The 23,722-nt window shown below is 63.5% G+C and carries 4 protein-coding genes; 3 read left to right on the top strand and 1 reads right to left on the bottom strand.

The annotated features are described in order from the left end of the window. Positions 1 to 59 precede the first annotated feature (59 nt). Genes CX511_RS09705 through CX511_RS09695 form a run of 3 tightly spaced genes read left to right on the top strand, consistent with a single transcriptional unit; the run spans position 60 to position 20,714 of the window. Positions 60 to 7,946 carry a non-ribosomal peptide synthetase gene (locus CX511_RS09705; protein WP_101292831.1) on the top strand — a complete coding sequence of 2,629 codons (7,887 nt, stop codon included), beginning with the start codon at positions 60 to 62 and terminating at the stop codon, positions 7,944 to 7,946. Continuing rightward, the gene (locus CX511_RS09700; protein ID WP_220639161.1) at positions 7,946 to 19,708 is read left to right on the top strand and encodes a non-ribosomal peptide synthetase; all 11,763 of its coding nucleotides are present in this window, start codon (positions 7,946 to 7,948) and stop codon (positions 19,706 to 19,708) included. The genes CX511_RS09705 and CX511_RS09700 overlap by 1 nt, the downstream gene beginning before the upstream one ends. A gap of 55 nt (positions 19,709 to 19,763) precedes the next feature. Beyond that, the gene (locus CX511_RS09695; protein ID WP_101291865.1) at positions 19,764 to 20,714 is read left to right on the top strand and encodes an alpha/beta hydrolase; all 951 of its coding nucleotides are present in this window, start codon (positions 19,764 to 19,766) and stop codon (positions 20,712 to 20,714) included. A 422-nt stretch (positions 20,715 to 21,136) separates the two neighbouring features. On the opposite strand, the gene CX511_RS09690 is transcribed toward CX511_RS09695, so the two are convergent. Beyond that, on the bottom strand, positions 21,137 to 23,677 hold the full coding sequence (locus CX511_RS09690; protein WP_101291864.1) for a TonB-dependent siderophore receptor: 2,541 nt from the start codon (positions 23,675 to 23,677) through the stop codon (positions 21,137 to 21,139). Between the last annotated feature and the right edge of the window lie 45 nt (positions 23,678 to 23,722).

Genomic DNA, 23,722 nt, shown 5'->3' with positions numbered 1-23,722 from the left:
CTCGTCGTCCTTCGTCTTTCTGAGAACGCACAATTCCTCTGCCGACGGCGACGAGATCGATGATAAACCCAGAGTACTCCCTTCCCGAAGACGACCTGCTGGCCTTGCTCATGGCCGACGAGGCAGGTACCCCGGACGCCATCGCAGCCAACACCGACCAGCAGCCACAACCGCTGTCGTTCGCCCAGCAACGTTTGTGGTTTGTGCAACAGTTCGCGCCACAGAGTTCTGCCTATAACGTGCCTCGCGCCTTGTCGCTGGAGGGTGAACTGGCGGCCGATGCCCTGCAAGCAGCACTGCAGCAGGTTATCCAGCGCCATGACATCCTCAGAACGCGTTTCGAGGAAATCGACGGCCTGCCCATGCAAGTGCTTGAGCCGCAGGCGTACCTGCAGCTGCAACGCGAGGACCTGTCAGCTCTCGGTACAGAGGAACGCGATACCCAGTTGCAGCAGCGACTACTGGCTGAGGCGGCAAAGCCGTTCGACCTGAGCGGCGCACCACTGATCCGCGCCAGCCTGATCCGCCTGGCGCAAGACCGTCATGTGCTGCTGCTGAACATGCACCATATTGTCTCGGACGCCTGGTCCAACCCGATTCTCATGCAAGACCTGGCCAGCGCTTACCGCAGCGCCTTGCAAGGCGACAGCCAGGCCCTACCGCGCCCGGCCATCCAATACGCCGACTATGCCCGTTGGCAGCGCCAGGACTACCCCGCTACACCGCAGCATGCCAAGGCTGCCCGCTACTGGCGCGAGTACCTGGGCGAGCAGATTGTTCCGCTCGACTTGCCCGTAGACCGCCCTCGCGCCGAAGACCGGGTGGCGGTCGCTGGCAGCTTCACCGCGCACCTGCCTGCGCCCCTGCTGAGCCGCCTCAATGCCTTCTGCCAGGCTCACGGCCTGACCCCGTTCGTGGTCATGCTCGGTGCCTGGCAACTGCTGCTCGGTCGTCATGCCGGGCAGAGCGACTTTACCGTTGGCGTGCCCAACGCCAGCCGCAACCAGGCCCAGACCCAGGAACTGGTGGGTTACTTCGTCAGCAGCCAGATCTACCGTGCGCAGCTTGATGGCAGCCAACCGGTACTGAGTTTTTTACACGTGCTACGCGAGCAGTCGCTGGCCGCCCTGGAGCATGCCGACTACCCCGTGGAGCTGATCCTCGAGGACTTGCAGCTGCAGCGTAGCAGCCAGGCCAACCCGCTGTTCCAGACCCTGTTCAATTGGCGTGTCGACGCCGGCGAACAGGGCCCGCTGCGTTTTGTTGACCTGGCGTTGGAATTCCTCGCGCTGGGTCAGCAGGAAGCCAAATTCGACCTGTCGCTGGACATCGCCTACAGCCCGCGCAACCTCCAGGCCCGCTTCGAATACGACAGCACCTTGTTCGAGGCGGCCCGTGTTGAGCGCCTGGCCCGCCACTGGCAGAACCTGTTGGCTGACCTGCTCGAACGGCCACAGTGCGCGCTGGGCGAGCTGACCCTGTTCGACCGCGACGAGCAACGGGCGCTATTGGCCGCTGGCAATCCTAACGCCGTGGCGCGGCCAAACTTGCCCGCCGTGCATCTGCAGGTCGCTGCACAAGCCGCCCGCACGCCTGAGCGCCTGGCCGTGGCGTGCGCCGGGCAATCGCTCAGCTATGCCGACCTCGAATGCCGGGCCAATCGCCTTGCCCATCGGCTGATTGAACTGGGGGTGGGGCCCGAAGTGTTCGTCGGCGTCGCCCTGGAGCGCAGCGTCGAACTGGTGGTCAGCTTGCTGGCAATCCTCAAGGCCGGAGGTGCCTACCTGCCGCTGGACCCGAATTACCCGCGCGAACGCCTGACCTACATGATGCAGGACAGCGGCATCACGCTGGTCTTGCAGCCGGCTGAGCACAACCACGGCATCCCGTTGCCGACGGGTATCCAGGCGCTGTACCTGAGTGGCACCGGCGACGAACTGTTGAGCTATCCCGGCGTCGCGCCCCAGGTAGCGGTCGACCCTGAGCACCTGGCCTACATGATCTACACCTCCGGTTCCACCGGCCAACCCAAGGGCGTTCAGGTTCGCCACGGGGCGCTGGCCAACCACATGGCCTGGATGCAGCAGGCGTTGCAACTCCAGGCCGAGGACCGGGTACTGCAAAAGACCGCGATCAGCTTCGATGCCTCGGTCTGGGAATTCTGGCTGCCCCTGCAAAACGGCGCCCAGTTGCAACTGGCCAGCCCAGCCCTGAGCCAGGACCTGTCGCTGCTGTGGCAAGAGATCGCGGCCGAGCGCATCACCGTGCTGCAGATGGCGCCGTCGCTGTTGCAGGCGCTCTTGGCCCAGGCTGACGCGGCTCAGTTGGCCAGCCTGCGCCTGGTGCTGCTCGGCGGTGAAGCCCTGGGCGCGGCGCTGGTCACTCAATTGCAAGCGCTGTGGCGCGGTCGCATCATCAACCTCTACGGCCCCACTGAAGCGACCATCGACAGTTGCCACCACAGCATTGACGGCCTGGTCGACAGCGCCATTGCCTCGATCGGCCTGCCGATCGACAACGTCCGCGTCTATGTACTCGACGCTCAGTTGCAAGCGTGCCCACAAGGCAGTGCCGGTGAACTGTGCATCGCCGGTGCTGGCCTGGCCCGCGGCTACCACCAGCGTCCAGGCCTGACCGCCGAGCGTTTCGTACCCGATCCTTTCGCCAGCAACGGTGAGCGCCTGTACCGCAGCGGCGACCTCGCGCGCCGCCGTGCCGACGGCAATCTGGATTACCTGAGCCGTATCGATCACCAGGTCAAGATCCGTGGCCTGCGCATCGAGCTGGGCGAGATTGAAGCCCACTTGCTGCAACAGCCAGGTATCGCCGAAGCGGCGGTACTGGCACAACCGACCGCCAACGGTGCACAACTGGTCGCGTACCTGGCCAGCGCCCAAACCTTCGAGCATACCGCCGCCAGCCTGCGCGACGCCCTGCTGCAGAGCCTGCCGGATTATATGGTCCCGGCCCATTACCTGTTCCTCGACAGCCTGCCGCTGACCGCCAACGGCAAGCTCGATCGCCGCGCCCTGCCCGCCCTCGACACGCCCCAGGGACAACGCGCATACCAGGCACCTGGGGATGCCCTGGAGCAACAGATCAGCACCATCTGGCAGGACGTGCTCAAGCTCGATCCGATCGGCGTCAATGACAACTTCTTCGAACTGGGCGGTGATTCGATCCTGTCCATCCAGGTGGTCAGCCGCGCCCGCCAGGCAGGCATCCGCTTCACCCCCAAAGACCTGTTCAAACACCAGACCATCCGCAGCCTGGCCCAGGTTGCGCAATGGGGTGAAAACAGCGTCCAGACCGATCAGGGCCCGGTACACGGCGAAGCCCCCCTGCTGCCGATCCAGCAGGCCTTCTTTGCCAGTGACATCGACCGCCGCCAGCAGTGGAACCAGTCGGTGATGCTCAAGCCCGCCACCGCCCTGCAGCCGGACACCCTGCGCCAAGCCCTGGCCGTGCTGGTCGAACACCACGACGCGCTGCGCCTGCGCTTTCGCCAGGACGACAACGGCTGGCACGCCATCCATGGCGCCGTAGCCGACGCAGGCGAACTGCTGTGGCGATGTCCAGTGGCTGATGCCCAAGCGCTGGAAGCCGTCAGTAACGAGGCCCAACGCAGCCTCGACCTGAACAATGGACCATTGCTGCGCGCGGTACTGATGACCCTCGCCGACGGCAGCCAGCGCCTGTTACTGGTGATCCACCATCTGGTGGTCGATGGTGTGTCCTGGCGCATCCTGTTCGAAGACCTGCAGCAGGTCTACCAGCAACTTGAAGTCGGGCAAGTACCCAAGCTGATGGCCAAGACCAGTGCGTTCAAAGCCTGGGGAGAGCGCCTGCGCGAGCACGCCCGCAGCACCGCGGTCCAAGCCGAGTTGCACTACTGGCAGACGCAACTGCAGGGCGCAGTCGGCGACCTGCCGGGCGCCAATGCCCAAGGCAGCCTGCTTGGCCGCTACGCCGGCAGCGTCGCAGTGCAATTGAGCCAAGCCCACACCCGTCAGTTGTTGCAGAGTGCCCCCGCCGCCTACCGCACGCAAATCAACGACCTGCTGCTGACCGCCCTGGCCCGTGCCGTACAGCGCTGGAGTGGCCAGACTGAGGTGCTGGTACAGCTGGAAAGCCACGGCCGTGAAGAGCTGTTCGACGACATCGACCTGACCCGCAGCGTCGGCTGGTTCACCAGCCTCTACCCGGTGCGCTTGTCGCCCCAGGCTGAGCTGGGCAGCTCAATCAAGACCATCAAGGAACAACTGCGTGCAGTGCCAAACAAGGGCATCGGCTATGGCGCGCTGCGCTACCTGGGCGACAGCACCGTGCGCGAACAGCTCGCGGCGCTGGCTCAACCGCGCATCACCTTCAACTACCTGGGCCAGTTCGACGGCAGCTTCGATGGCGACAACGGTGCCCTGTTCAGCCCAAGTGGCGAACCGGTCGGCGAAGAGAGGAGCGCCGATACCCCACTGGGCAATTGGCTGACGATCAACAGCCAAATCTACGACAACCGCCTGAACATGGCCTGGAACTTCAGCCAGCAGATGTTCACCCAAGCCCAGATTGAGCAACTGGCACAGCACTGCCGCGAGGCGCTGGAGCAACTGATCGAACACTGCAGCAGCGGCGCGCATCTGGGCCTGACGCCTTCGGACTTCCCCCTGGCCACGCTCAGCCAGCAGCAGCTCGACGCTCTGCCGATCCCGGTACGCAACATCGATGACATCTTCCCGCTGTCGCCGATGCAAGAAGGCCTGCTGGTGCATACCCTGCTGGAGAAGCACTCAGGCATCTACTTCATGCAAGAGTGTTACACCATCCGCGAAGCCATCGACTACACCCTGTTCGATGCCGCCTGGCAGCAGGTGGTACAGCGTTACGAGGCGATCCGCGCCTCGTTCCTGTGGAACACCGGCGGCGAGCTGCTGCAGGTGATCCACCGAAACAGCAAGGTGCAGGTCGAGTTGCTCGACCTCAGTGACCTGGCCCTGGAACAGGCCGAACCCCGCATCATCGACTTGCTGCGCGAAGAGCGCGAAGCCGGTTTTGACCTGGCCAAAGAGCCACCGATCCGCTTCAAACTGATCAAGCTGGCCGACCAGAGCCATCGCTTCGTCATGAGCAACCACCACATCCTCATCGATGCCTGGTGTCGTTCACTGCTGATGGCTGACTTTTTCGAGATCTACCACGCCGCACGTGAGGGCCGCCCCAGCCAGCTGAGTACCCCCTATCGCTTTCGCAACTTCATCGAGTGGCTGCAAGCGCAGGATCCGCTAGCCGCGCAACAGTTCTGGCAAGCCCAGCTCCAAGGCCTGGAACAGGCCACACCGTTGCCCACTGACCGCCCGCAGGTCAGCGCTGCAGCGCATTCGGTGATCGACGACAACTACACCTGGCTCAGCAGCGAGCAGAGCGCGCAACTGCTGGAGGCGGCCAACCAGCAGCGGCTGACCGTCAATACCTTCGTCCAGGCTGCCTGGGCGCTGACCCTGCACCATCACAGCCGCTCACGCGACATTGTCTTTGGCGTGACCGTGTCCGGGCGCCCGGCACATATTCCCGAAATGCAGGACACCGTCGGCCTGTTCATCAACAGCGTGCCGCTGCGGATCACGCTGCCGTCACCGGACCTGCGCAGCAGCACCCTGGACTGGCTGCACGGCATCCTCGAGACCAACGTCTCGCTGCGTGAATACGACTACCTACCCCTGGTCAACATCCAGGCCTGCAGTGAGCTGCAAAAGGGCCAGCAACTGTTCGACAGCCTGTTCGTCTTCGAGAATGCGCCGATGGCCGCTTCGGTCGGCCTCGATGCCCAGGACATGGGGGTGATCTCCGAGTCATCGCGTACCCACACCAACTACCCGATTACCGTCGTGGTGTACCCCGGCGAGCAACTCGGTCTGCACCTGTCGTACGACACGCGCTACTTCGACCGGGCGACCATGGACACCTTGCTGGCGCAGTTCCAGCAGTTCCTGATAGCCCTGCCCGGCCAGTTGCAGGCCCCCCTGGAGCAGGTGGCGCAACTGGAGCGTGGCGAGCACCGCGAATGGATCCTGCAGCACAACCAGACCGAAGTGACCCACGCCCTGGACCGCTCGTTCATCGAGCTGTTCGAGGCACAGGTCGATCAACACGGCCAACAGCAAGTCGCCAGTTGCCAGGACCGCGCCTGGAATTATGCCGAGCTGGACCGCCAGGCCAACCGCGTGGGCCATGCCTTGCTCGCCCATGGCGTCACCCAGGACCAACCGGTGGCATTGCTCGCCGAGCGTAGCCTGGAGCTGCTGGCGAGCATCGTCGGCGCCTTCAAGGCCGGCGCCGGTTACCTGCCGCTGGACCCGAGCCACCCCGATGAACGCATTGCCAACATCCTGGCCGCCAGCCGCACCCCGGTACTGATCTGCAGCGCCCGCTATGAACAACGTGCGCAGGCATTGCTGGCAACCCTGGCGCAGCCAGTGCAACTGCTGGTCTGGGAAACGCTGCTCGCCGGCGACTACAGCGATAGCCGTCCGGGCATCTACAGCGCCCCGAACAGCCTGGCCTACGTGATCTTCACCTCGGGTTCCACCGGCCTGCCCAAGGGAGTAATGGTCGAACAGGCAGGCATGCTCAATAACCAGTTGAGCAAGGTGCCGTACCTGAGCCTGGACCGCACCGACATCATCGCCCAGACCGCCTCGCAGTCGTTCGACATCTCGGTCTGGCAGTTCCTGACCGCGCTGCTGTGCGGCGCCCAGGTGCGCATCATTCCCGACGAGGTTTCCAAACATCCGGCACGCCTGCTGGCGGAGATCGAGCAGCAACGGGTGACGGTGGTGGAGATCGTTCCGGCGCTGATCCAGGCCCTGCTCGAAGAGCAGCACAGCGAACTGGCGGCTCTGCGCTGGCTGCTGCCCACCGGCGAAGCGCTGCCTGCCGAGACCGCCGCCGCCTGGTTGCAACGCTACCCGCGCATCCCGCTGATCAATGCCTACGGCCCGGCCGAGTGCTCCGACGACGTGGCGTTCTATCAGATCGACCCGGCTTCGACCGCGCGCACCTACATTCCTATCGGCTACCCCACCGACAACAATCGCCTGTACCTGCTCGATGACTACCTGTGCCCGGTGCCCGACGGCGCCGTGGGTGAACTCTGTATCGCCGGTGTCGGGGTCGGCCGCGGCTACTGCGCGGACCCCGGCAAGACCGTCAGTGTATTCGTGCCCAACCCCTTCGCCTTGCAGCCGGGTGAGCGCCTGTACAAGACCGGCGACCTGGCGCGGCGGCGCAAGGACGATGGCGCCCTGGAATACCTGGGCCGGGTCGACCAGCAGGTCAAGGTCAACGGCTTTCGCATTGAGCTGGGTGAAATCGAGGCACAGATCAGCCAGTTCCCGGGGATTCGCGAAGCCGCAGTGCTGGTGGTTGAGCATGCGCTGGGCAAGCAACTGGTGGCGTTCCTCACCCTGGAGTCAGAGTCGCGTGCCGACCACGGTGGGCTGGACGCCTTGCGCAGCTTCCTCAAGCGCCGCCTGCCGGTCTACATGAACCCCAGCCTGTACCAGGTGCTGGAGCAGATGCCGCGCAATGCCAACGGCAAGCTCGACCGCAAAGCCCTGGCCCGCCTGGAAACCCACGGCCCGGAACACCTGTTCCGCGCGCCAGAAAGTGCACTGCAACAGGCCGTGGCGAGGATCTGGCAGACCGTGCTCAAGGCCGAGCAGGTCGGCCTGGATGACAACTTCTTCGCCTTGGGCGGCAACTCGCTGCTGGCCACCCAGGTCACCTCGCGCATCCACCTGGAACTGGCCATCGAGGCGCCGCTGGCGGCGCTGTTCGAAAGCGCAAGCCTGGAAGACTTTGCCCGGCGCTTGCCGGCCCCAGTCGCGCCAACCACTGAAACCGAATTGACCGATCTGTTCGATCTGCTCGATGTGCTGGAGACTCAATGATGCAAAGTAAAGCCCTGTCCGACTTGATCGAACGCTTCATCAAGTTGCCAACAGCCCAGCGCAAAACGCTTTATCAACAGATGGTCAGCAAGGGCGTGAACATCGCCCGTCTGCCGATCCCGACGACCCGCGAGGCCTTTGAGCATGTTCCGCTGTCGTTTGCCCAGGAGCGCCAGTGGTTCCTCTGGGGCCTGGATCCGAGCAGCAGCGCTTACAACCTGCCCACCGCCCTGCGCTTGCGCGGCACCCTGGACACTCAGGCGCTGCAGGCCAGTTTCGATGCCCTGGTCGCGCGCCATGAGAGCCTGCGCACGCGCTTCGTCGAGAAGGATGAGCAACGCCTGCAATTGATCGATCCCATGGGCTGCATTGCCATTGAGCAACTGACCCTGCCCTTGGCGCCAACCGCTGAGGCTGAACAGCTACAGGCCTACATCGCCGAGCAGATCGCCCGGCCGTTCGACCTGCACAACGGACCGCTGCTGCGGGTGCAATTGCTGCGCCTGGCGGCCGACGATCACGTCTTGCTACTGGTGCAGCACCATATCGTCTCCGACGCCTGGTCGATGCAAGTGATGGTCAAGGAGTTAGTCACCGGTTACAGCGCTTACCTCGCTGGCCACAGCAGCCCCCTGCCTGAGCTACCCATCCAGTACGCCGACTACGCACTCTGGCAGCGCCACTGGCTGGAAGCCGGCGGGCGCGAAGAACAACTGGCTTACTGGACTGAGCAACTGGGTGACGAGCAACCGGTATTGCAACTGCCCGCCCGCCGCCCGCGCCCAGCGCTGCGCAGCGACCGCGGCGGACGGTACAAAGTAGCGCTTGAGGCCAGCCTCGGCCAAGCGCTCAAAGCCCTGGCCAAGCAGCAAGGGGTGACGCTGTTCATGCTGATGCTGGCTTCGTTCCAGGCCTTGCTGCAGCGCTGCAGCGGCCAGGACGATATCCGTGTCGGTGTGCCCATCGCCAACCGCAATCGGGTGGAAACCGAAGGGCTGATCGGCTTCTTCGTCAACACCCAGGTGATGCGCGCGCAGATCGACGCTCAACAATCGTTCAGCGAGCTGCTGCAACAGGTCAAGCAACGCGCCCTCGGCGCCCAGGCTCATCAGGACCTGCCGTTCGAACAGTTGGTCGATGCCTTGCAGCCGGAACGCAGCATGAGCCACAACCCGCTGTTCCAGGTGGTCTACAACCACCTCAGCGCCGCGCCGAGCGACACCGAGGCGGCGAGCCAGGTGCAGGGCCTGACGGTAGAAGCAATCGAGTGGGCCAACCAGACCGCGCAGTTCGACCTGGCGTTGAACACCTACGAATCGGAGCAAGGCCTGTGGGCTTCGTTCATCTATGCCTGCGACCTGTTCGACGAACAGGACGCGCGCCTGCTTGCCGGTCACTGGCTGAACCTGCTGCGCGCGATCGTCCGCGATCCGCACCAGCGCCTGGGTGAGCTGGAGCTACTCGGTGAAGCGCAACAGCACGCGACCCTGGCCCAATGGAACCCGGCGCCGCGCAGCTTTGCGGTCGAACATTGCCTGCATCAGTTGATCGAGCAACAGGCTGCACGACGCCCCAATGCCATCGCCCTGACCCACGCAGGTCAGCACCTGAACTACGACCAGCTCAATCGTCGCGCCAACCGCCTGGCTCACCAACTGATCGCCCAGGGCATCGGCCCTGACCAATTGGTAGGGCTGGCCTGCGAGCGCTCGTTCGACATGCTCGTCGGCATCCTCGCTATTCTCAAGGCCGGCGGTGCCTATGTGCCGCTTGATCCGCAGTACCCCGACGACCGTCTGGCCTACATGATCGAAGACAGCGGCATCGTCCTGCTCCTCGGTCAGTCGGCCGTACTTGAGCGTTTGCCGGTACCGCCGGGGCTGGCGACGTTTACCCTCGACGGCGCCGCGGCAGGCTTGCCCGACAGCAACCCCGACGTCACCGTGCATCCTGATAACCTGGCCTACGTCATCTACACCTCCGGCTCTACCGGCAGGCCCAAAGGCACGCTGTTGCCGCACCGCAATGTGCTGCGCCTGTTCGACGCCACCCAGGACTGGTTCGGCTTCGACCACAACGACGTCTGGAGCCTGTTTCACTCCTACGCGTTCGACTTTTCGGTGTGGGAGATCTTCGGTGCCCTGCTCAAGGGCGGCCGTCTGTTGATCGTGCCACAGGACATCACGCGCTCGCCCGACGATTTTTATCGTCTGCTTTGTGACGAGGACGTCAGTGTCCTCAACCAGACCCCCTCGGCCTTCCGCCAGCTCATGCACGTGGCCTGCGCTGCGCAAAACCAGCAGCGCGACAACCGTCTGCGTCACGTGGTGTTCGGTGGTGAAGCGCTGGATGTCGGCAGCCTGGCCCCCTGGTTCCAGCGCTTCGGCGACCAGGCTCCGCGCCTGGTCAATATGTACGGCATCACCGAAACCACGGTGCACGTCACCTATCGACCGCTGTCGCTGGCCGACCTAGAACAGGCCAACGTCAGCCCCATCGGCGAGCCGATCCCGGACCTGTCCTGGTACCTGCTCGACGCCCAGCTCAACCCGGTCCCGCACAATTGCATCGGCGAGCTGTACGTTGGTCGTGCGGGTCTGGCCCGCGGTTACCTCAACCGTGCCGACCTCAGCGCCACCCGCTTCATTCCCAACCCGTTCGACAACGATGGCAGCCGTCTCTATCGCACGGGCGACCTCGCACGCTTCGGCGCCGATGGCGTGATCGAGTACATCGGCCGCATCGACCACCAGGTAAAGATCCGCGGCTTCCGTATCGAACTGGGTGAGATCGAGACCCGCCTGCAAGCCCTTGAAGGCATCCGCGATGCCGTGGTCCTGGCGCCAAACAGTGCCACCGGCCCACACCTGGTGGCCTATGTAGTACCCGAAGGTGTGCGTCCTGACATCGCCCAACTCAAGGCCCGACTCAAAGCGGCGCTGCCCGACTACATGGTTCCGGCGCACGTGCTGCTGCTCGACAACCTGCCATTGACCACCAACGGCAAGCTCGACCGCAAAGCCCTGCCCGCGCCCGATGCGAGCCTGGCGCAGCGTGACTACGTAGCGCCGCGCAGCGCGCTGGAACAGCAGATCGCGGCGATCTGGCAAGCCGTGCTGCACGTCGAACGCGTGGGCCTGGCCGACAACTTTTTCGAACTCGGAGGCCATTCGCTGCTGGCCACCCAGGTCCGTTCGCGCATCCGCCAGCAACTGGGTATCGATGTCGCCCTACGCACCCTGTTCGAGCACAACTCCCTTGAAGCCTTGTGCCTGGCGCTGGGACAGACCGCAGTCAACGAACACCCCGCATTGAGCCGCGTCGACCGTAGCCAGCCATTGCCGTTGTCCTACGCCCAGGAGCGCCAGTGGTTCCTCTGGCAATTGCAGCCAGAGAGCGCGGCCTACCATATTCCGGCGGCGCTGAAACTGCGCGGCAAGCTTGACCTCGCTGCCTTGCAAACAGCATTCAACCAGGTGCTGGCCCGCCATGAAAGCCTGCGCACCCGCTTCGTCGAAAGCGATGGCCAGGCCCTGCAACACATCGCCGAGCCTGAGCCGTTCCACCTCGAGGTGCAGTCACTGGCGAGCGGTGCCGACCAGGAGCTGCGAATCCGCGACTACGTAAAGGTCCAGGTGCAGCGCCCATTCGACCTGCGTGAAGGGCCGCTGCTGCGGGTCAACCTGCTACAGGTCAGCGACGATGAACATGTCCTGCTGCTGGTGCAGCATCACATCGTTTCCGATGCCTGGTCGATGCAGGTCATGGTCGAAGAGCTGGTGCAGCATTACCGTGCCTGCAGCCAAGGCTTGCAGACCGATTTACCGCCCCTGGCAATCCAGTACGCCGACTACGCAGTGTGGCAGCGGCAGTGGATGGCCGTCGGTGAGCGTGAGCGCCAGCTGGACTACTGGACCGCGCAGCTGGCCGGGGCCCAAGGCGTGCTCGAACTGCCTGCCGACCACCCACGCCCGGCGACCTTGAGCGCCCGTGGTGGGCGGGTCGACCTGCAACTGGATGAGGGCCTGGTCGAGCAACTGCGCCAGTTGGCCCAGGCGCAGGAAGTCACCCTGTTCATGTTGCTTCTGGCCTCGTTCCAGACCTTGCTGCATCGCTACAGCGGTCAAGATGACATCCGCGTCGGCGTGCCGATCGCCAACCGCGATCGCCTGGAAACCGAGCGTCTGATCGGCTTCTTCGTCAATACCCAGGTGCTCAAAGCGGACTTCAGCACGCACCGCTCCTTCCTCGAACTGTTGCAACACGCCAAGGAAGCGGCACTCGGTGCCCAGCAACATCAGGAGTTGCCTTTCGAGCAACTGGTCGAGGCGCTGCAACCGGAGCGCAGCCTCAGCCACAACCCGCTGTTCCAGGCCATGTACAACCACCAGAGCACCACGCGCCAGGCCGAACCGCTGACGCTGCCAGGCCTCACGGTCGAAGCACTGGAGTGGGACGCCGGCACTGCGCAACTGGACCTGACCCTGGAAACCCAGGACAGCGGCCACGGGCTGTCAGCGGCACTGATCTACGCCAGTGACCTGTTCGAGCACCGCAGTATCGAGCGCATGGCGCGCCATTGGCTGAACCTGCTGCAGGGTATCGTCGCCGATCCGCAGGCCACGATTGCCGGTCTGCCGTTGCTCGATGGCGAGGAGCAACGGCAGATCGTTGCGCAGTGGAACGCCACCGCCGCCACATACCCGTTGGACACTCCCGTGCACCGGCTGATCGAACAGCAAGTGCGTGCCACCCCCGATGCCCCAGCCCTGTGCATGGGCGAGCAGCAACTGAGCTACCGCGAACTGGATCAGCGCGCCAACCAACTGGCTCACCAACTGATCGCCTTGGGCGTCGGTCCTGAGGTATTGGTCGGCATCGCCGTCGAGCGTAGCCTGGAAATGGTCATCGGCCTGCTGGCGATCCTCAAGGCCGGCGGTGCTTATGTGCCGCTGGACCCGGAATACCCTGAAGAACGACTGGCCTACATGATCGAGGACAGCCGCATTGCCTTGCTCCTGACTCAGTCGCACCTGCGCCTGCCATGCCCAGCCGAACTGCCCGTGCTGGCCCTGGACCGTTTGGCGCTAGAAGATTTCCCTGTGCACGCCCCGGCGTTGACCCTGGACCCCGAGCAGCTGGCTTACGTGATCTACACCTCCGGTTCCACCGGCAAGCCCAAGGGCGCTGGCAATCGCCATAAAGCCCTGACCAACCGCCTGTGCTGGATGCAGCAAGCCTACGGCCTCGGCGCGGGCGACACGGTGTTGCAGAAAACCCCGTTCAGCTTCGATGTCTCGGTCTGGGAGTTCTTCTGGCCGCTGATGACTGGCGCGCGCCTGGCCATGGCCGGCCCCGGCGATCACCGCGACCCGCGGCGCCTGGTCGAGCTGATCCACGCCCACCAGGTCACCACCTTGCATTTTGTACCGTCGATGCTGCAGATGTTCCTGCTCGACGAACAGGTCACCGGTTGCACCGGCTTGCGCCGAATCATCTGCAGTGGCGAGGCATTGCCGGTGGATGCTCAGACCCAGGTCCTGGCCAAGCTGCCGGCCGTCGGGCTTTACAACCTCTATGGCCCGACCGAAGCGGCGATCGACGTTACTCACTGGACCTGCCGCGAGGAAGGCCGCGACAGCGTGCCGATTGGCCTGCCGATCGCCAACTTGCAGACCTACGTCCTCGACGCCGAACTGCAAGCCGTGCCGGTGGGCGTGGTCGGCGAGCTGTACCTGGGCGGTATTGGCCTGGCGCGCGGTTACCACCGTCGCCCGGCGCTGACCGCCGAGCGCTTCGTCACCAGCCCGTTCGGCCAAGGCGAGCGCCTGTACCGCACCGGTGACCTGGCCAGCCAGCGGGCTGACGGCGTTATCGACTACCGTGGACGTATCGACCACCAGGTGAAGATCCGTGGCCTGCGCATCGAGTTGGGCGAGATCGAGGCGCGCCTGATGGAACAGGACGTGGTGCGTGAGGCGGTGGTGTTGGCCATCGAAGGCGCCCTGGTTGCCTACGTCGTGCCTGGCGAGTGGGCGCCGGATGCTCAGGAGGTCCTGCGCGAAGCGATCCGTGAACCTCTGCGCCAGACACTGCCGGACTACATGGTGCCGGCGCAGCTGCTGTTCATCGAACAGATGCCACTGAGCCCCAACGGCAAACTGGAGCGCAAGGCCCTGCCCAAGCCTGATGCCAACCGTGTGCAGAAAGCCTACGTGGCGCCGCGTACGGCGCTGGAACAGCAAATCGCCGCGATCTGGCAAGACGTGCTGAAGGTTGCGCAGATCGGTCTGGCCGACAACTTCTTTGAACTTGGTGGCGACTCGATCATCTCCATCCAGGTGGTCAGCCGTGCGCGCCAGGCCGGTATCCGCTTTACCCCCAAGGACCTGTTCCAGCATCAGACGGTCAGGGACCTGGCCAGCGTCGCCAGCCTGGACGAGGGCCTGCTGGCCATTGATCAGGCACCCGCCAGCGGTGTCACACCGTTGCTGCCAATCCAGCACAAGTTCTTCGCCGAGGTCAGTCAGGAGCGTCACCACTGGAACCAATCGGTGCTGCTCAAGCCGAGCCGTCCGCTGCAAGCCCAGGCGCTGGAACAAGCGCTGCAGGCACTGGTGCACCAGCACGACGCGTTGCGCCTGGTGTTCAGCGACACCGACGATGGCTGGCAGGCACGCTTCCTCGACCGTCAGGCGCGTCCGTTGCTCGAACAGCAGCCCGCGACCCTGGCCACCCTCTCCGACCTTGCCAACCAGACCCAGCGTAGCCTGGACCTGCAACACGGCCCGCTATTGCGCGCCGTCCTGCTGACCCTGGAAGACCACAGCCAGCGCCTGCTGCTGGTGATCCACCACCTGGTGGTCGACGGCGTGTCCTGGCGAATTCTCTTCGAAGACTTGCAGAGCGCCTACACCCAGGCGCTGACCGAGCAGCCACTGCAGCTGCCGGGCCGGACCACCTCGGTGAAAACCTGGGCCGAGCGCCTGGAACAGCATGTCAAGTCTGGCGGACTGGACCACGAGCTTGGCTACTGGGCTGCGCAACTGGACGGCGTCAACACCGACTTGCCAGCGGATCATCCATGCGGCAGCCTGCAGAACAAGCATGCCCAGGGCCTGCAACTGCGTCTGGACAAACACACCACCCGCCGCCTGATACAAGAAGCGCCACTGGCCTACCGCACGCAGATCAACGACCTGCTGCTGACCGCCCTGGCGCGGGTGATTGCGCGCTGGACTGAGCGCCCACAGGTGGCGATCCAGCTCGAAGGCCATGGCCGCGAAGCCTTGTTTGACGACGTCGACCTGACCCGTACGGTCGGCTGGTTCACCAGCCTGTTCCCGGTGCTACTGACTGCTCATGAAGACCCAGGCGTGAGCCTGCGCGGGATCAAGGAGCAGCTGCGGGCAGTCCCGGCCAAGGGTGTCGGCTATGCCGTGCTGCGCCACCTGGGCAATGGCCTGGCCGGACTGCCCGAGCCACGCATCACCTTCAACTACCTGGGTCAGTTCGACAGCAGCTTCGATGCCAATGAAGGCGCGCTGTTCGCCCCGGCCGCTGAAGGCAGTGGCCAGGAGCAAAGCCCGCACGCACAACTGGGCAACTGGTTGACCCTCAATGGGCAGATTTTCGATGGCGAACTGAGCATGAGCTGGCTGTTCAGCCAACAGATGTTCGAGCACGCCACGGTTCAGGCCCTGGCCGATGACTACCAGCGCGAACTCGAAGCCCTGATCGCCCATTGCTGCGATCCACGCAACCGCGGCTTTACCCCCTCCGACTTCCCTCTGGCACGCCTGCAGCAGGCCCAGCTGCACGCACTGCCGGTTGCAGCCGAACGAATTGAAGACATCTACCCACTGTCGCCGATGCAGCAAGGCATGCTGTTCCATACCCTGGAAGCCGGTGAAGCCGGTCTGTACATCAATCAGATGGCGGTACCGGTCGAGGGGCTGGACATCGCGCGCTTCAGCGCGGCGTGGAACACAGTGATTGCCCGCCATGACATCCTGCGCACCGGTTTCTGGAGTGACAGCCAACTGGCCGAGCCGCTGCAACTGGTTTATCGCCAGGTGCAAATGCCAGTGACCGTGCTCGATTGGCGGGATCGCCAGGTCGAGCCGCAGGCACTGGCGCAACTGAGCGCAGCGGATTACGCCAAAGGCTTTGATCTGCTGCAGGCGCCGCTGATGCGCCTGACCCTGGTCCAGCTCGACGAGCAACGGGTACACCTGTTGTGGTCCGGCCATCACATCCTGGTCGATGGCTGGAGCAATTCTCGGCTGCTCGGCGAGGTGCTGCAGGCCTACGACGGCTTGCCTTCAACGCCGGGTGCAGGGCGCTACCGCGACTATATCCAGTGGCTGGCGCAACAACCGCAAGCCACCCTTGAGCAGTTCTGGCGCGGCAAGTTCTCGGGCTTTGACAGCCCTACCCATCTGGCCAGCAGCCTGGCCTCACGTCCAGACCCCACATTGCAAGGGCATGCGGCGCTGTACCTGGAGTGGGACCCGGCGCAAACCGTGCGCCTGCGCGAGCTGGCCCAGTCGCTGCGGGTCACGCCCAACACGCTGATCCAGGCCACCTGGTTGCTGCTGTTGCAGCGTTACACCGGGCAGGCCAGCGTGTGCTTCGGCGCCACCGTGGCCGGACGGCCAGCGAGCCTGCCAGGCGCAGATGAAATGCTCGGGCTGTTCATCAATACCTTGCCAGTGATTCAGTCTCCACAACCGGCCACTTCGCTACAGGACTGGCTGCTGGAGCTGCAAGCCTACAACCTGGATATCCGTGACCATGAGCACGCCTCGCTGGCCGATATCCAGCGCTGGGCCGGCCTGGGTGGCCAAGCACTTTTCGACAGCATCATTGTCTTCGAGAACTACCCGATCGACGAGCGCCTGCGTGAAGCCGGCCAAGGCCAACTGCAATTTGGTGAGGTACAAGGTCGCGACGTGACCAACTTCGCCATGGACTTGGCCGTCAACCTCGGCACCACCCTGAGCATTGAGTTCCTGTACTTGCGTAACCGTTTTACGGGAGAGGCTGTCGAACAGATTCGCGCCAGCTTTGAAGGCTTGCTGCTGGCGATGCTTGACGCGCCGACAACGCAGCTTGGCAATCTGTCGTTGTTGAACACGGCACAACGGCAACGCCTGCAACACGATAATCGCTTGAATGTCACCCGCACGCACGCGCCTCTGCTGGCCGAACAGCTGCGCCAGCAGGCCGAAGCGCGCCCGGACGTGGTGGCGGTGGTCTGCAACGACCAGCAGATGACCTGGGCCGAACTGGAATCGCAGGCCAACCGTCTGGCCCACTACCTGATTGCCCAAGGTGTGGGGCCAGAGATGCGCGTAGGTATCGCCCTGGAGCGTTCGCTACAGGTGGTGGTGGCCTTCTACGCAGTAATGAAAGCCGGTGCCGCCTATGTGCCTCTGGATATCGACTACCCGCAGGAGCGCCTGCAATGGATCGTCGAAGACTCCGGCATGAGCCTGATGATCAGCCAGGACAGCCTGCGGACTCGCTTTGACTGGCCGGGGGCCGCCCCGCTGATCGCCATTGACCAGCTAGCCCTGGACCAGATGCCTAGCCGTTGCCCAGCGCAACGGACGCTTGGCGACAACCTCGCCTACCTGATCTACACCTCCGGCTCAACCGGCAAACCCAAGGGCGTAGCGGTGGCTAACGAGCCACTGCGCATGCATTGCCAGGCCATCGCCCAACGCTACGAAATGAGCCGCGACAGCCGCGAGCTGCTGTTCATGTCGTTCGCCTTTGACGGCGCCCAAGAGCGCTGGCTGACCACCCTGTCCTGCGGTGGGCAACTGGTGCTGCGCGACAACCGCCTGTGGACGCCGGAAGAAACCTGGCAGGCCCTGCACACCCATAAAATCAGCGTGGCGTGCTTCCCGCCGGCCTACCTGCAGCAACTGGCCGAATTTGCCCAGAGCCAGGACCAGCCACCGCCACCGGTATCGATCTACTGCTTTGGCGGCGACGCTGTGGCCGAGGCCAACTTCGAGCTGGTCAAACAGGCATTGCGCCCCACTTGGCTGACCAACGGCTACGGCCCAACCGAAACCGTGGTCACCCCACTGCTGTGGAAAGTGCCAGCCAGCGGTCACTGCGATGCCGTCTACGCCCCCATCGGCAGCCGCGTCGGCGAGCGTACCCTGTACGTCCTTGATGATGCCCTCAACCCGGTGCCGCCAGGCGTCGCCGGTGAGCTGTACATCGGTGGCCAAGGGGTCGCGCGTGGTTATCACCAGCGTCCGGGGCTGACGGCCGAGCGCTTTGTCGCCGATCCGTTCCAGGCCGACGGCACGCGCCTGTACCGCAGTGGCGACCTGGTACGCCAGCGTGCGGACGGCACCTTCGACTACCTCGGACGCCTGGACAACCAGGTGAAAATTCGAGGTTTCCGGATCGAGCTGGGGGAGATCGAGTCGCGCCTGCGGGGCATGACCCAGGTCCAGGATGCAGTGGTCGTTGCCCGCGAGCACAACAGTGGCAAGCAACTGATCGGCTACGTCGTCGCCGAGGCCGACGAAGGCCTCGGTGAACGCTTGCGCAGCGCCCTGCTGGAGGAAATGCCCGACTACATGGTGCCAGCGCAGATCCTGACCTTGGTCAGCTTCCCGCTGAACCCGAACGGCAAACTCGACCGCAACGCCCTGCCCGACCCGGACTTTAAAGGCCGCGTTTTTATCGCCCCACGCAATGCCTTGGAGCAAGCGCTGGCGCAGATCTGGCAGGAAGTTCTAGAGCTTGAACAGGTCGGCGTGACCGACAACTTCTTCGAGCTGGGTGGTGATTCCCTGCGTATTCTCAAGGTGCTTTCCAAAGTGCGCGGCCAGCCTGAGCTGGGCTTGCAGCTCAAATTGCGCGACCTGATGGGCAAGCCGACCATCGCCGAGTTGTCCGGTTACCAAGGCGAGGAACGCAACCTCAATCCATTGCTGTTGCTCAACGCCTCGGTCCCTGCGCACACGCCGCTGTTCTGCCTGCATGCCGGCTTCGGCACCGTGTTCGATTACGAGGCCTTGGCCCGGCGTCTGGACGGTCGCTGCAGCGTCTATGGCCTGCAATGCCGCATGCTGCTGGACGATGATTGGCAAGACGAATCGCTGCAAGCCATGGCTATCGACTACGCCCAGTACATCCGCCAGAAACAGCCACAAGGGCCTTACCACTTGCTGGGTTGGTCGCTGGGTGGCCCGTTGGCAACGCTGGTGGCTGACGAGTTGATCAAGCAGGGCCAACCGGTCGATTTCGTTGCCCTGGTCGACAGCTTCACACCCGAGGCTGATGCACCACTGGCTGCCGAGGACTGTTGCGAAGATTTGCGCGGCCTGTTGTCGGTGGTGCTCGGCGTACCATCAACAGCCGTGCCGCGTGTGGTGGTTGACCAAGATGCGGGCCTGGCGCAGCTGCAGCAGGTGATCGATCAGGCCCGCCAAGGCCTGACTCAAGCCGCTGGAGCCCTGCGCGAGATCGGTTCGGACGAGCTGGCTCGTACCTTCCTGACGGGCATGAAACTCAAGGCCTTGGCCGCACGCCTGGCACAAATGCCGCGCTGCGTTTCCAACAGCCACTGCTGGTGGGCGGGCGCCAACAACGTCGCACAGGCAGCTGCCTTTGCCGACAGCCGCCAGCATGCACCGATTGACACCGACCACTACGCCATTCTTCGCCACCCGACGTTTATCGAAGGGCTGCTGGAGCATCTGCCGCAGTCCGAGCCGGTAACCCCCTGACCGACAGGGCCGCCGCAACAGCGGGCGGCCCTTTACCTCTTTACAAGGAACTGCAATGTCTCTGGACCCCGACCTGGAAGCGTTTCTGGAACTGGCCGAGCTGGGCCGCCTGACCGGCAAGAGCCAAGCCATGCATGAATTGAGTGTGGCACAGGCCCGCAGCGAATTTGAAAAGACCTCAGCGGTACTCGATCCGTCGCCGCCCGCGACCCTGAGCGTGACGGCGCTGAAAGTACCGGCCCGCGACGGGCACCTGCTCGACGCTCGCCTCTACCAGCATGCCGAGCTGGCGACCGATGCCCCTACCCTGCTTTATTACCACGGTGGGGGCTATGTGGTCGGCAGCCTGGATTCCCACGACTCGATCTGCCGACGCCTGGCTGCCAGTGGCCGTTACGCGGTGTTCGCTCCGGCGTATCGACTGGCGCCGCAAGCGCCGTTCCCAACGGCGGTGAATGATTCACTGGACGCGGCTAACTGGTTCGCCGAACAGGCCGCCCAACTGGGGCTCAATGCCCAGCGCTTGATTCTTGCCGGTGACAGTGTCGGCGCTACCCTGGCAACCGTGTTAGCCATCGCGGCCACAGGTGCTGAGCCGACCTTGAGCTTCAAGCCTGTAGCGCAGTTGCTGTTCTACCCGGTAACTGACATTACCCGTCAGCGCCCTTCGCATACGCGTTACGCCGAAGGCTACCTGCTGGAAACACCGACGCTGGAGTGGTTCTACGACCATTACTGCCCGCCCGCCGAGCGCGGTGACTGGCGCGCCTCACCGCTGCTGGGCAGCTTTGCGCCGTTGGCCCCTGCCTATATCAATGTCGCTGAGTATGACCCGTTGCATGATGAAGGCATTGCCTACGCGAATGCGCTGGAGAATGCCGGCGGCGAGGTGACCCTGGTCGTGCAGGCGGGGTTGACCCATGATTTTTTGCGCATGTCCGGGATCAGCGGGCAGATCGAGGGGGTGTATCAGGCAGTGGAGGATTGGCTGGTTCAACATAGCTGACGTGCTGTCGCACGGCCGCACACATTAAAGAACCAGCAAGGCAGCAGCACGACTTGCTGTAGCCGCTGCCGAGGCACGAGGCTGCGATCGACTGCAGCGCAGTCGCAACACGGGCACCGCGTTGGGCCTGGCGAATCGCGGTGGTAGGTTTTACGGCCGTTTCACGCCCGATCGCAGCCTGACGGCAGCGGCTACGGCGTGCTGCCGCTGCCGAGGCACGAGGCTGCGATCGACTGCGTTGGGCCTGGCAAATCGCCGTAGCCAGGTTTTACGGCGGCGGCTACAAGGGGTCAATAACGCCGCCACATCGAATGGATAAGTTCGCGCCCCAAGCCTAAGAACACCTTTCCCCGATACTCCGTGAAAAACCCAAAAAACCGCCTCAAGGGCGGTTTTTCATGTTGCTGCGGATCACACCAAGGTCATTCAAAGGTACCGCGCAAGGTCAGGGTGAAGTTGCGGGGTTCACCGTAGTAGTTGCCGTACTCCGAGGTGCCTACACTGGCATAGTACTTACGGTCGAACAGGTTGTTGCCGTTGACCGCAACGGTCCAGTTGTCATCAACCTTGTATTCGACCATCGCATCGTAGACCGCATAGCCTGCCTCGCTGAACTGGTAAGGCTGCTTGTCGATGACGTTCCAGCTGCTGTCGAAGCGGTAGGATTCGCCTTCCACGTAAGTCGCGCTTTGGGCGGTCACACCACCACCGACGCGCCAGTCGGAGAAATCACCCGGCAAGGTATACATGGTCCACAACTTGAGCAGGTGCTTGGGAGTGACGGTGCTGTAGAGCGTCTCTTCCGTATTGTTGTGCACCTGGTTATAGGTGTAGCCGGCCAATACTTCCCAGCCCGGTGTGATCTCACCGGTGGCTTCCAGATCGATGCCTTTGCTGGTGATTTTGTCCTGTGCCAGGAAGCAGCACGAACTGCTGTAGCTCGGCGACGGGTCGGGATACGCGGGGTCTTTCGCTGCCTGGTGCTCACGCTTGGTATAGAACAACGCGGCGCTGACGTTCAGCCGGCCATCGAGCAACTCGCCCTTGATGCCCGTTTCGTAGGTCTTGCCGGTCATGGGCTCAATGGAGGTCTTGTCGGTTAGCGGCCCCTGCATCTTCTGCGCCTGAGGCTTGAACACTTCGGCATAGCTGACATACGTGGACCACTGATCGTTCAAGGCGTAGATCAGGCCGCCGAACGGTACCAGGGTGGTCGGCTCGCGATCCGACACCCCAGGCTCCTCGCGTTTCCAGGTACCAGTGCCCGGTCGGTTGCGCATGCTGTACTCCTGCTCGAACTTGTAACGCTGGGCACGGGCCCCCACCACCAACTTCAGTGGATCGGTCAGCTGCAGGCGCAAGGTCGAATACACGCCGTACTGCTCGCGTTTGTTCGGGTAGTAGTCACGGTAGAAGTTGTGGTTCGACTCGTCAGTCGGCAGCGGCGTGGATTGCGGGTCCCAGAGGTCGATCAGTCCACCCAGCCCGACCTTGCCCTGAGCCGCACGCCAACGGCTGGTAACTTTCTGGTAGTCGGCACCGAACAGCACTTCATGACGGCGATTGAACGCCTCGAAGCCGCCGGAGAGGTTGATGTCGAATACCGACTGCTTGCTCCAGCTCGACACATAGCTGCCCCACCAGTAGGGACCGGTGTTGGTGTTCTCGTCCACCGAGCCGTAGGGAATGATGCCTTCGGTGGTGGAGTCGTTATAGGAGTAGGTATAGGACGTGTTGAGCTTCCAGTCTTCGTTGAAGTAGTGGTCAAGCTTGGCGAACCATTCGCGGGTGTAGCTATCGGACCAGGCCTGGTTGGTGGTGTACCAGGTATGCCGCGGCAGGCCCAGGTCACCCCCGGTGCTGTAGCGCGGCAGGCCGTCACCGGTGCCGTTTTCTTTGACCTTGTCGTAGCTGCCACCAAAGGTCAGCATGGTGTCGTCGGTGACGTCCGCTTCCAGCACACCATAAAGAAAGGGCTTCTCGGTGCTACGGTTATCCATGAAGTACTGACGGTCGGTGTAGGCCGCGACCATGCGCCCACGCAGCTTGCCGTCAAAGGCCAGCGGCCCGGTCAGGTCGACTTCGCTGCGGTAGTTGTCCCAGGAACCGGCAGAGGTGTTGAGCTTGAGCTGGTAGTGGTCCAGTGGGCGCTTGCGCACCAGGTTGACCACGCCGCCTGGATCACCGGTACCGGCCAGCAGGCCGCTGGAACCGCGCAGGACTTCAACGTGGTCGTAGGCAGCCATGTCATAGATACGGTCGCTGTAAAACGTACCGACACCGGTGCCGATGTCCATCGGCGCGGCGCCGTCGATCTGCACGTTGTCGATACCAAAGCCGCGCGAGTAGAACTGCTGAGAATGGTAGTTGTTGTTGCGCAAGGTGATGCCAGGGGCTCGTTTCATGGCCTCGGGCAAGGTGGTGATACGCTGGTCTTCGATCATCTTCTGAGTGATGACCGACACCGTCTGCGGGGTGTCCTTGAGGCTCACTGGCGTCTTGGAACCGACACTGACCAGCCCGGTGGTATAGGAACCAGAGTTCTCGGTGGCTTCACCCATGCCTTGGCCGACGATGCTGGTGCTCCCCAGCTCCACTGCAGCGCCGGTACTGGCGGTGTTGCTGATGATCACCGTGTCGCTTTCGATCCGGTAGGACAGGCCAGCATCACGCAACATGATGTCGAGGGCGGCGCGCGGCTCCATGTTGCCGGACACTGCCGTCGAACGCTTGCCACTGACCAGACCCGGCTCGAACAACAGCTGCAGACCGGTCTGCTGACCGAGCTGGGTCAGCGCTTCGCTCAAGGGTGCCGAGGGAATGTTGACCTGTTTGCTTTCGGCCTGGGCCGCGCCGGCCATGCCCAGCGCGAGCCCCAGTACCACCGCCGATGCCGATGTGCGCCAGTGAGCCCGTTCCCAGATCGAGGGGCGCCGCGCAAGCCTTGGCTGATCAGATTTCATGTGTTGAATTACTCCAATGCGCTCTTGTGTTGGACAGCCGCCGAC

The organism is Pseudomonas sp. S06B 330, from assembly GCF_002845275.2.
Classification (GTDB): domain Bacteria; phylum Pseudomonadota; class Gammaproteobacteria; order Pseudomonadales; family Pseudomonadaceae; genus Aquipseudomonas.
The sequence above is the reverse complement of the archived record's forward strand: the minus strand, read 5'-3'. Positions and strand labels throughout refer to the sequence as shown.

Bases quoted from the DNA above. Each gene is read 5' to 3' on its own strand.
- CX511_RS09705 (WP_101292831.1), top strand. From the start codon at position 60: ATGATAAACCCAGAGTACTCCCTTCCCGAAGACGACCTGCTGGCCTTG.
- CX511_RS09695 (WP_101291865.1), top strand. From the start codon at position 19,764: ATGTCTCTGGACCCCGACCTGGAAGCGTTTCTGGAACTGGCCGAGCTG.
- CX511_RS09700 (WP_220639161.1), top strand. From the start codon at position 7,946: ATGCAAAGTAAAGCCCTGTCCGACTTGATCGAACGCTTCATCAAGTTG.
- CX511_RS09690 (WP_101291864.1), bottom strand. From the start codon at position 23,677: ATGAAATCTGATCAGCCAAGGCTTGCGCGGCGCCCCTCGATCTGGGAA.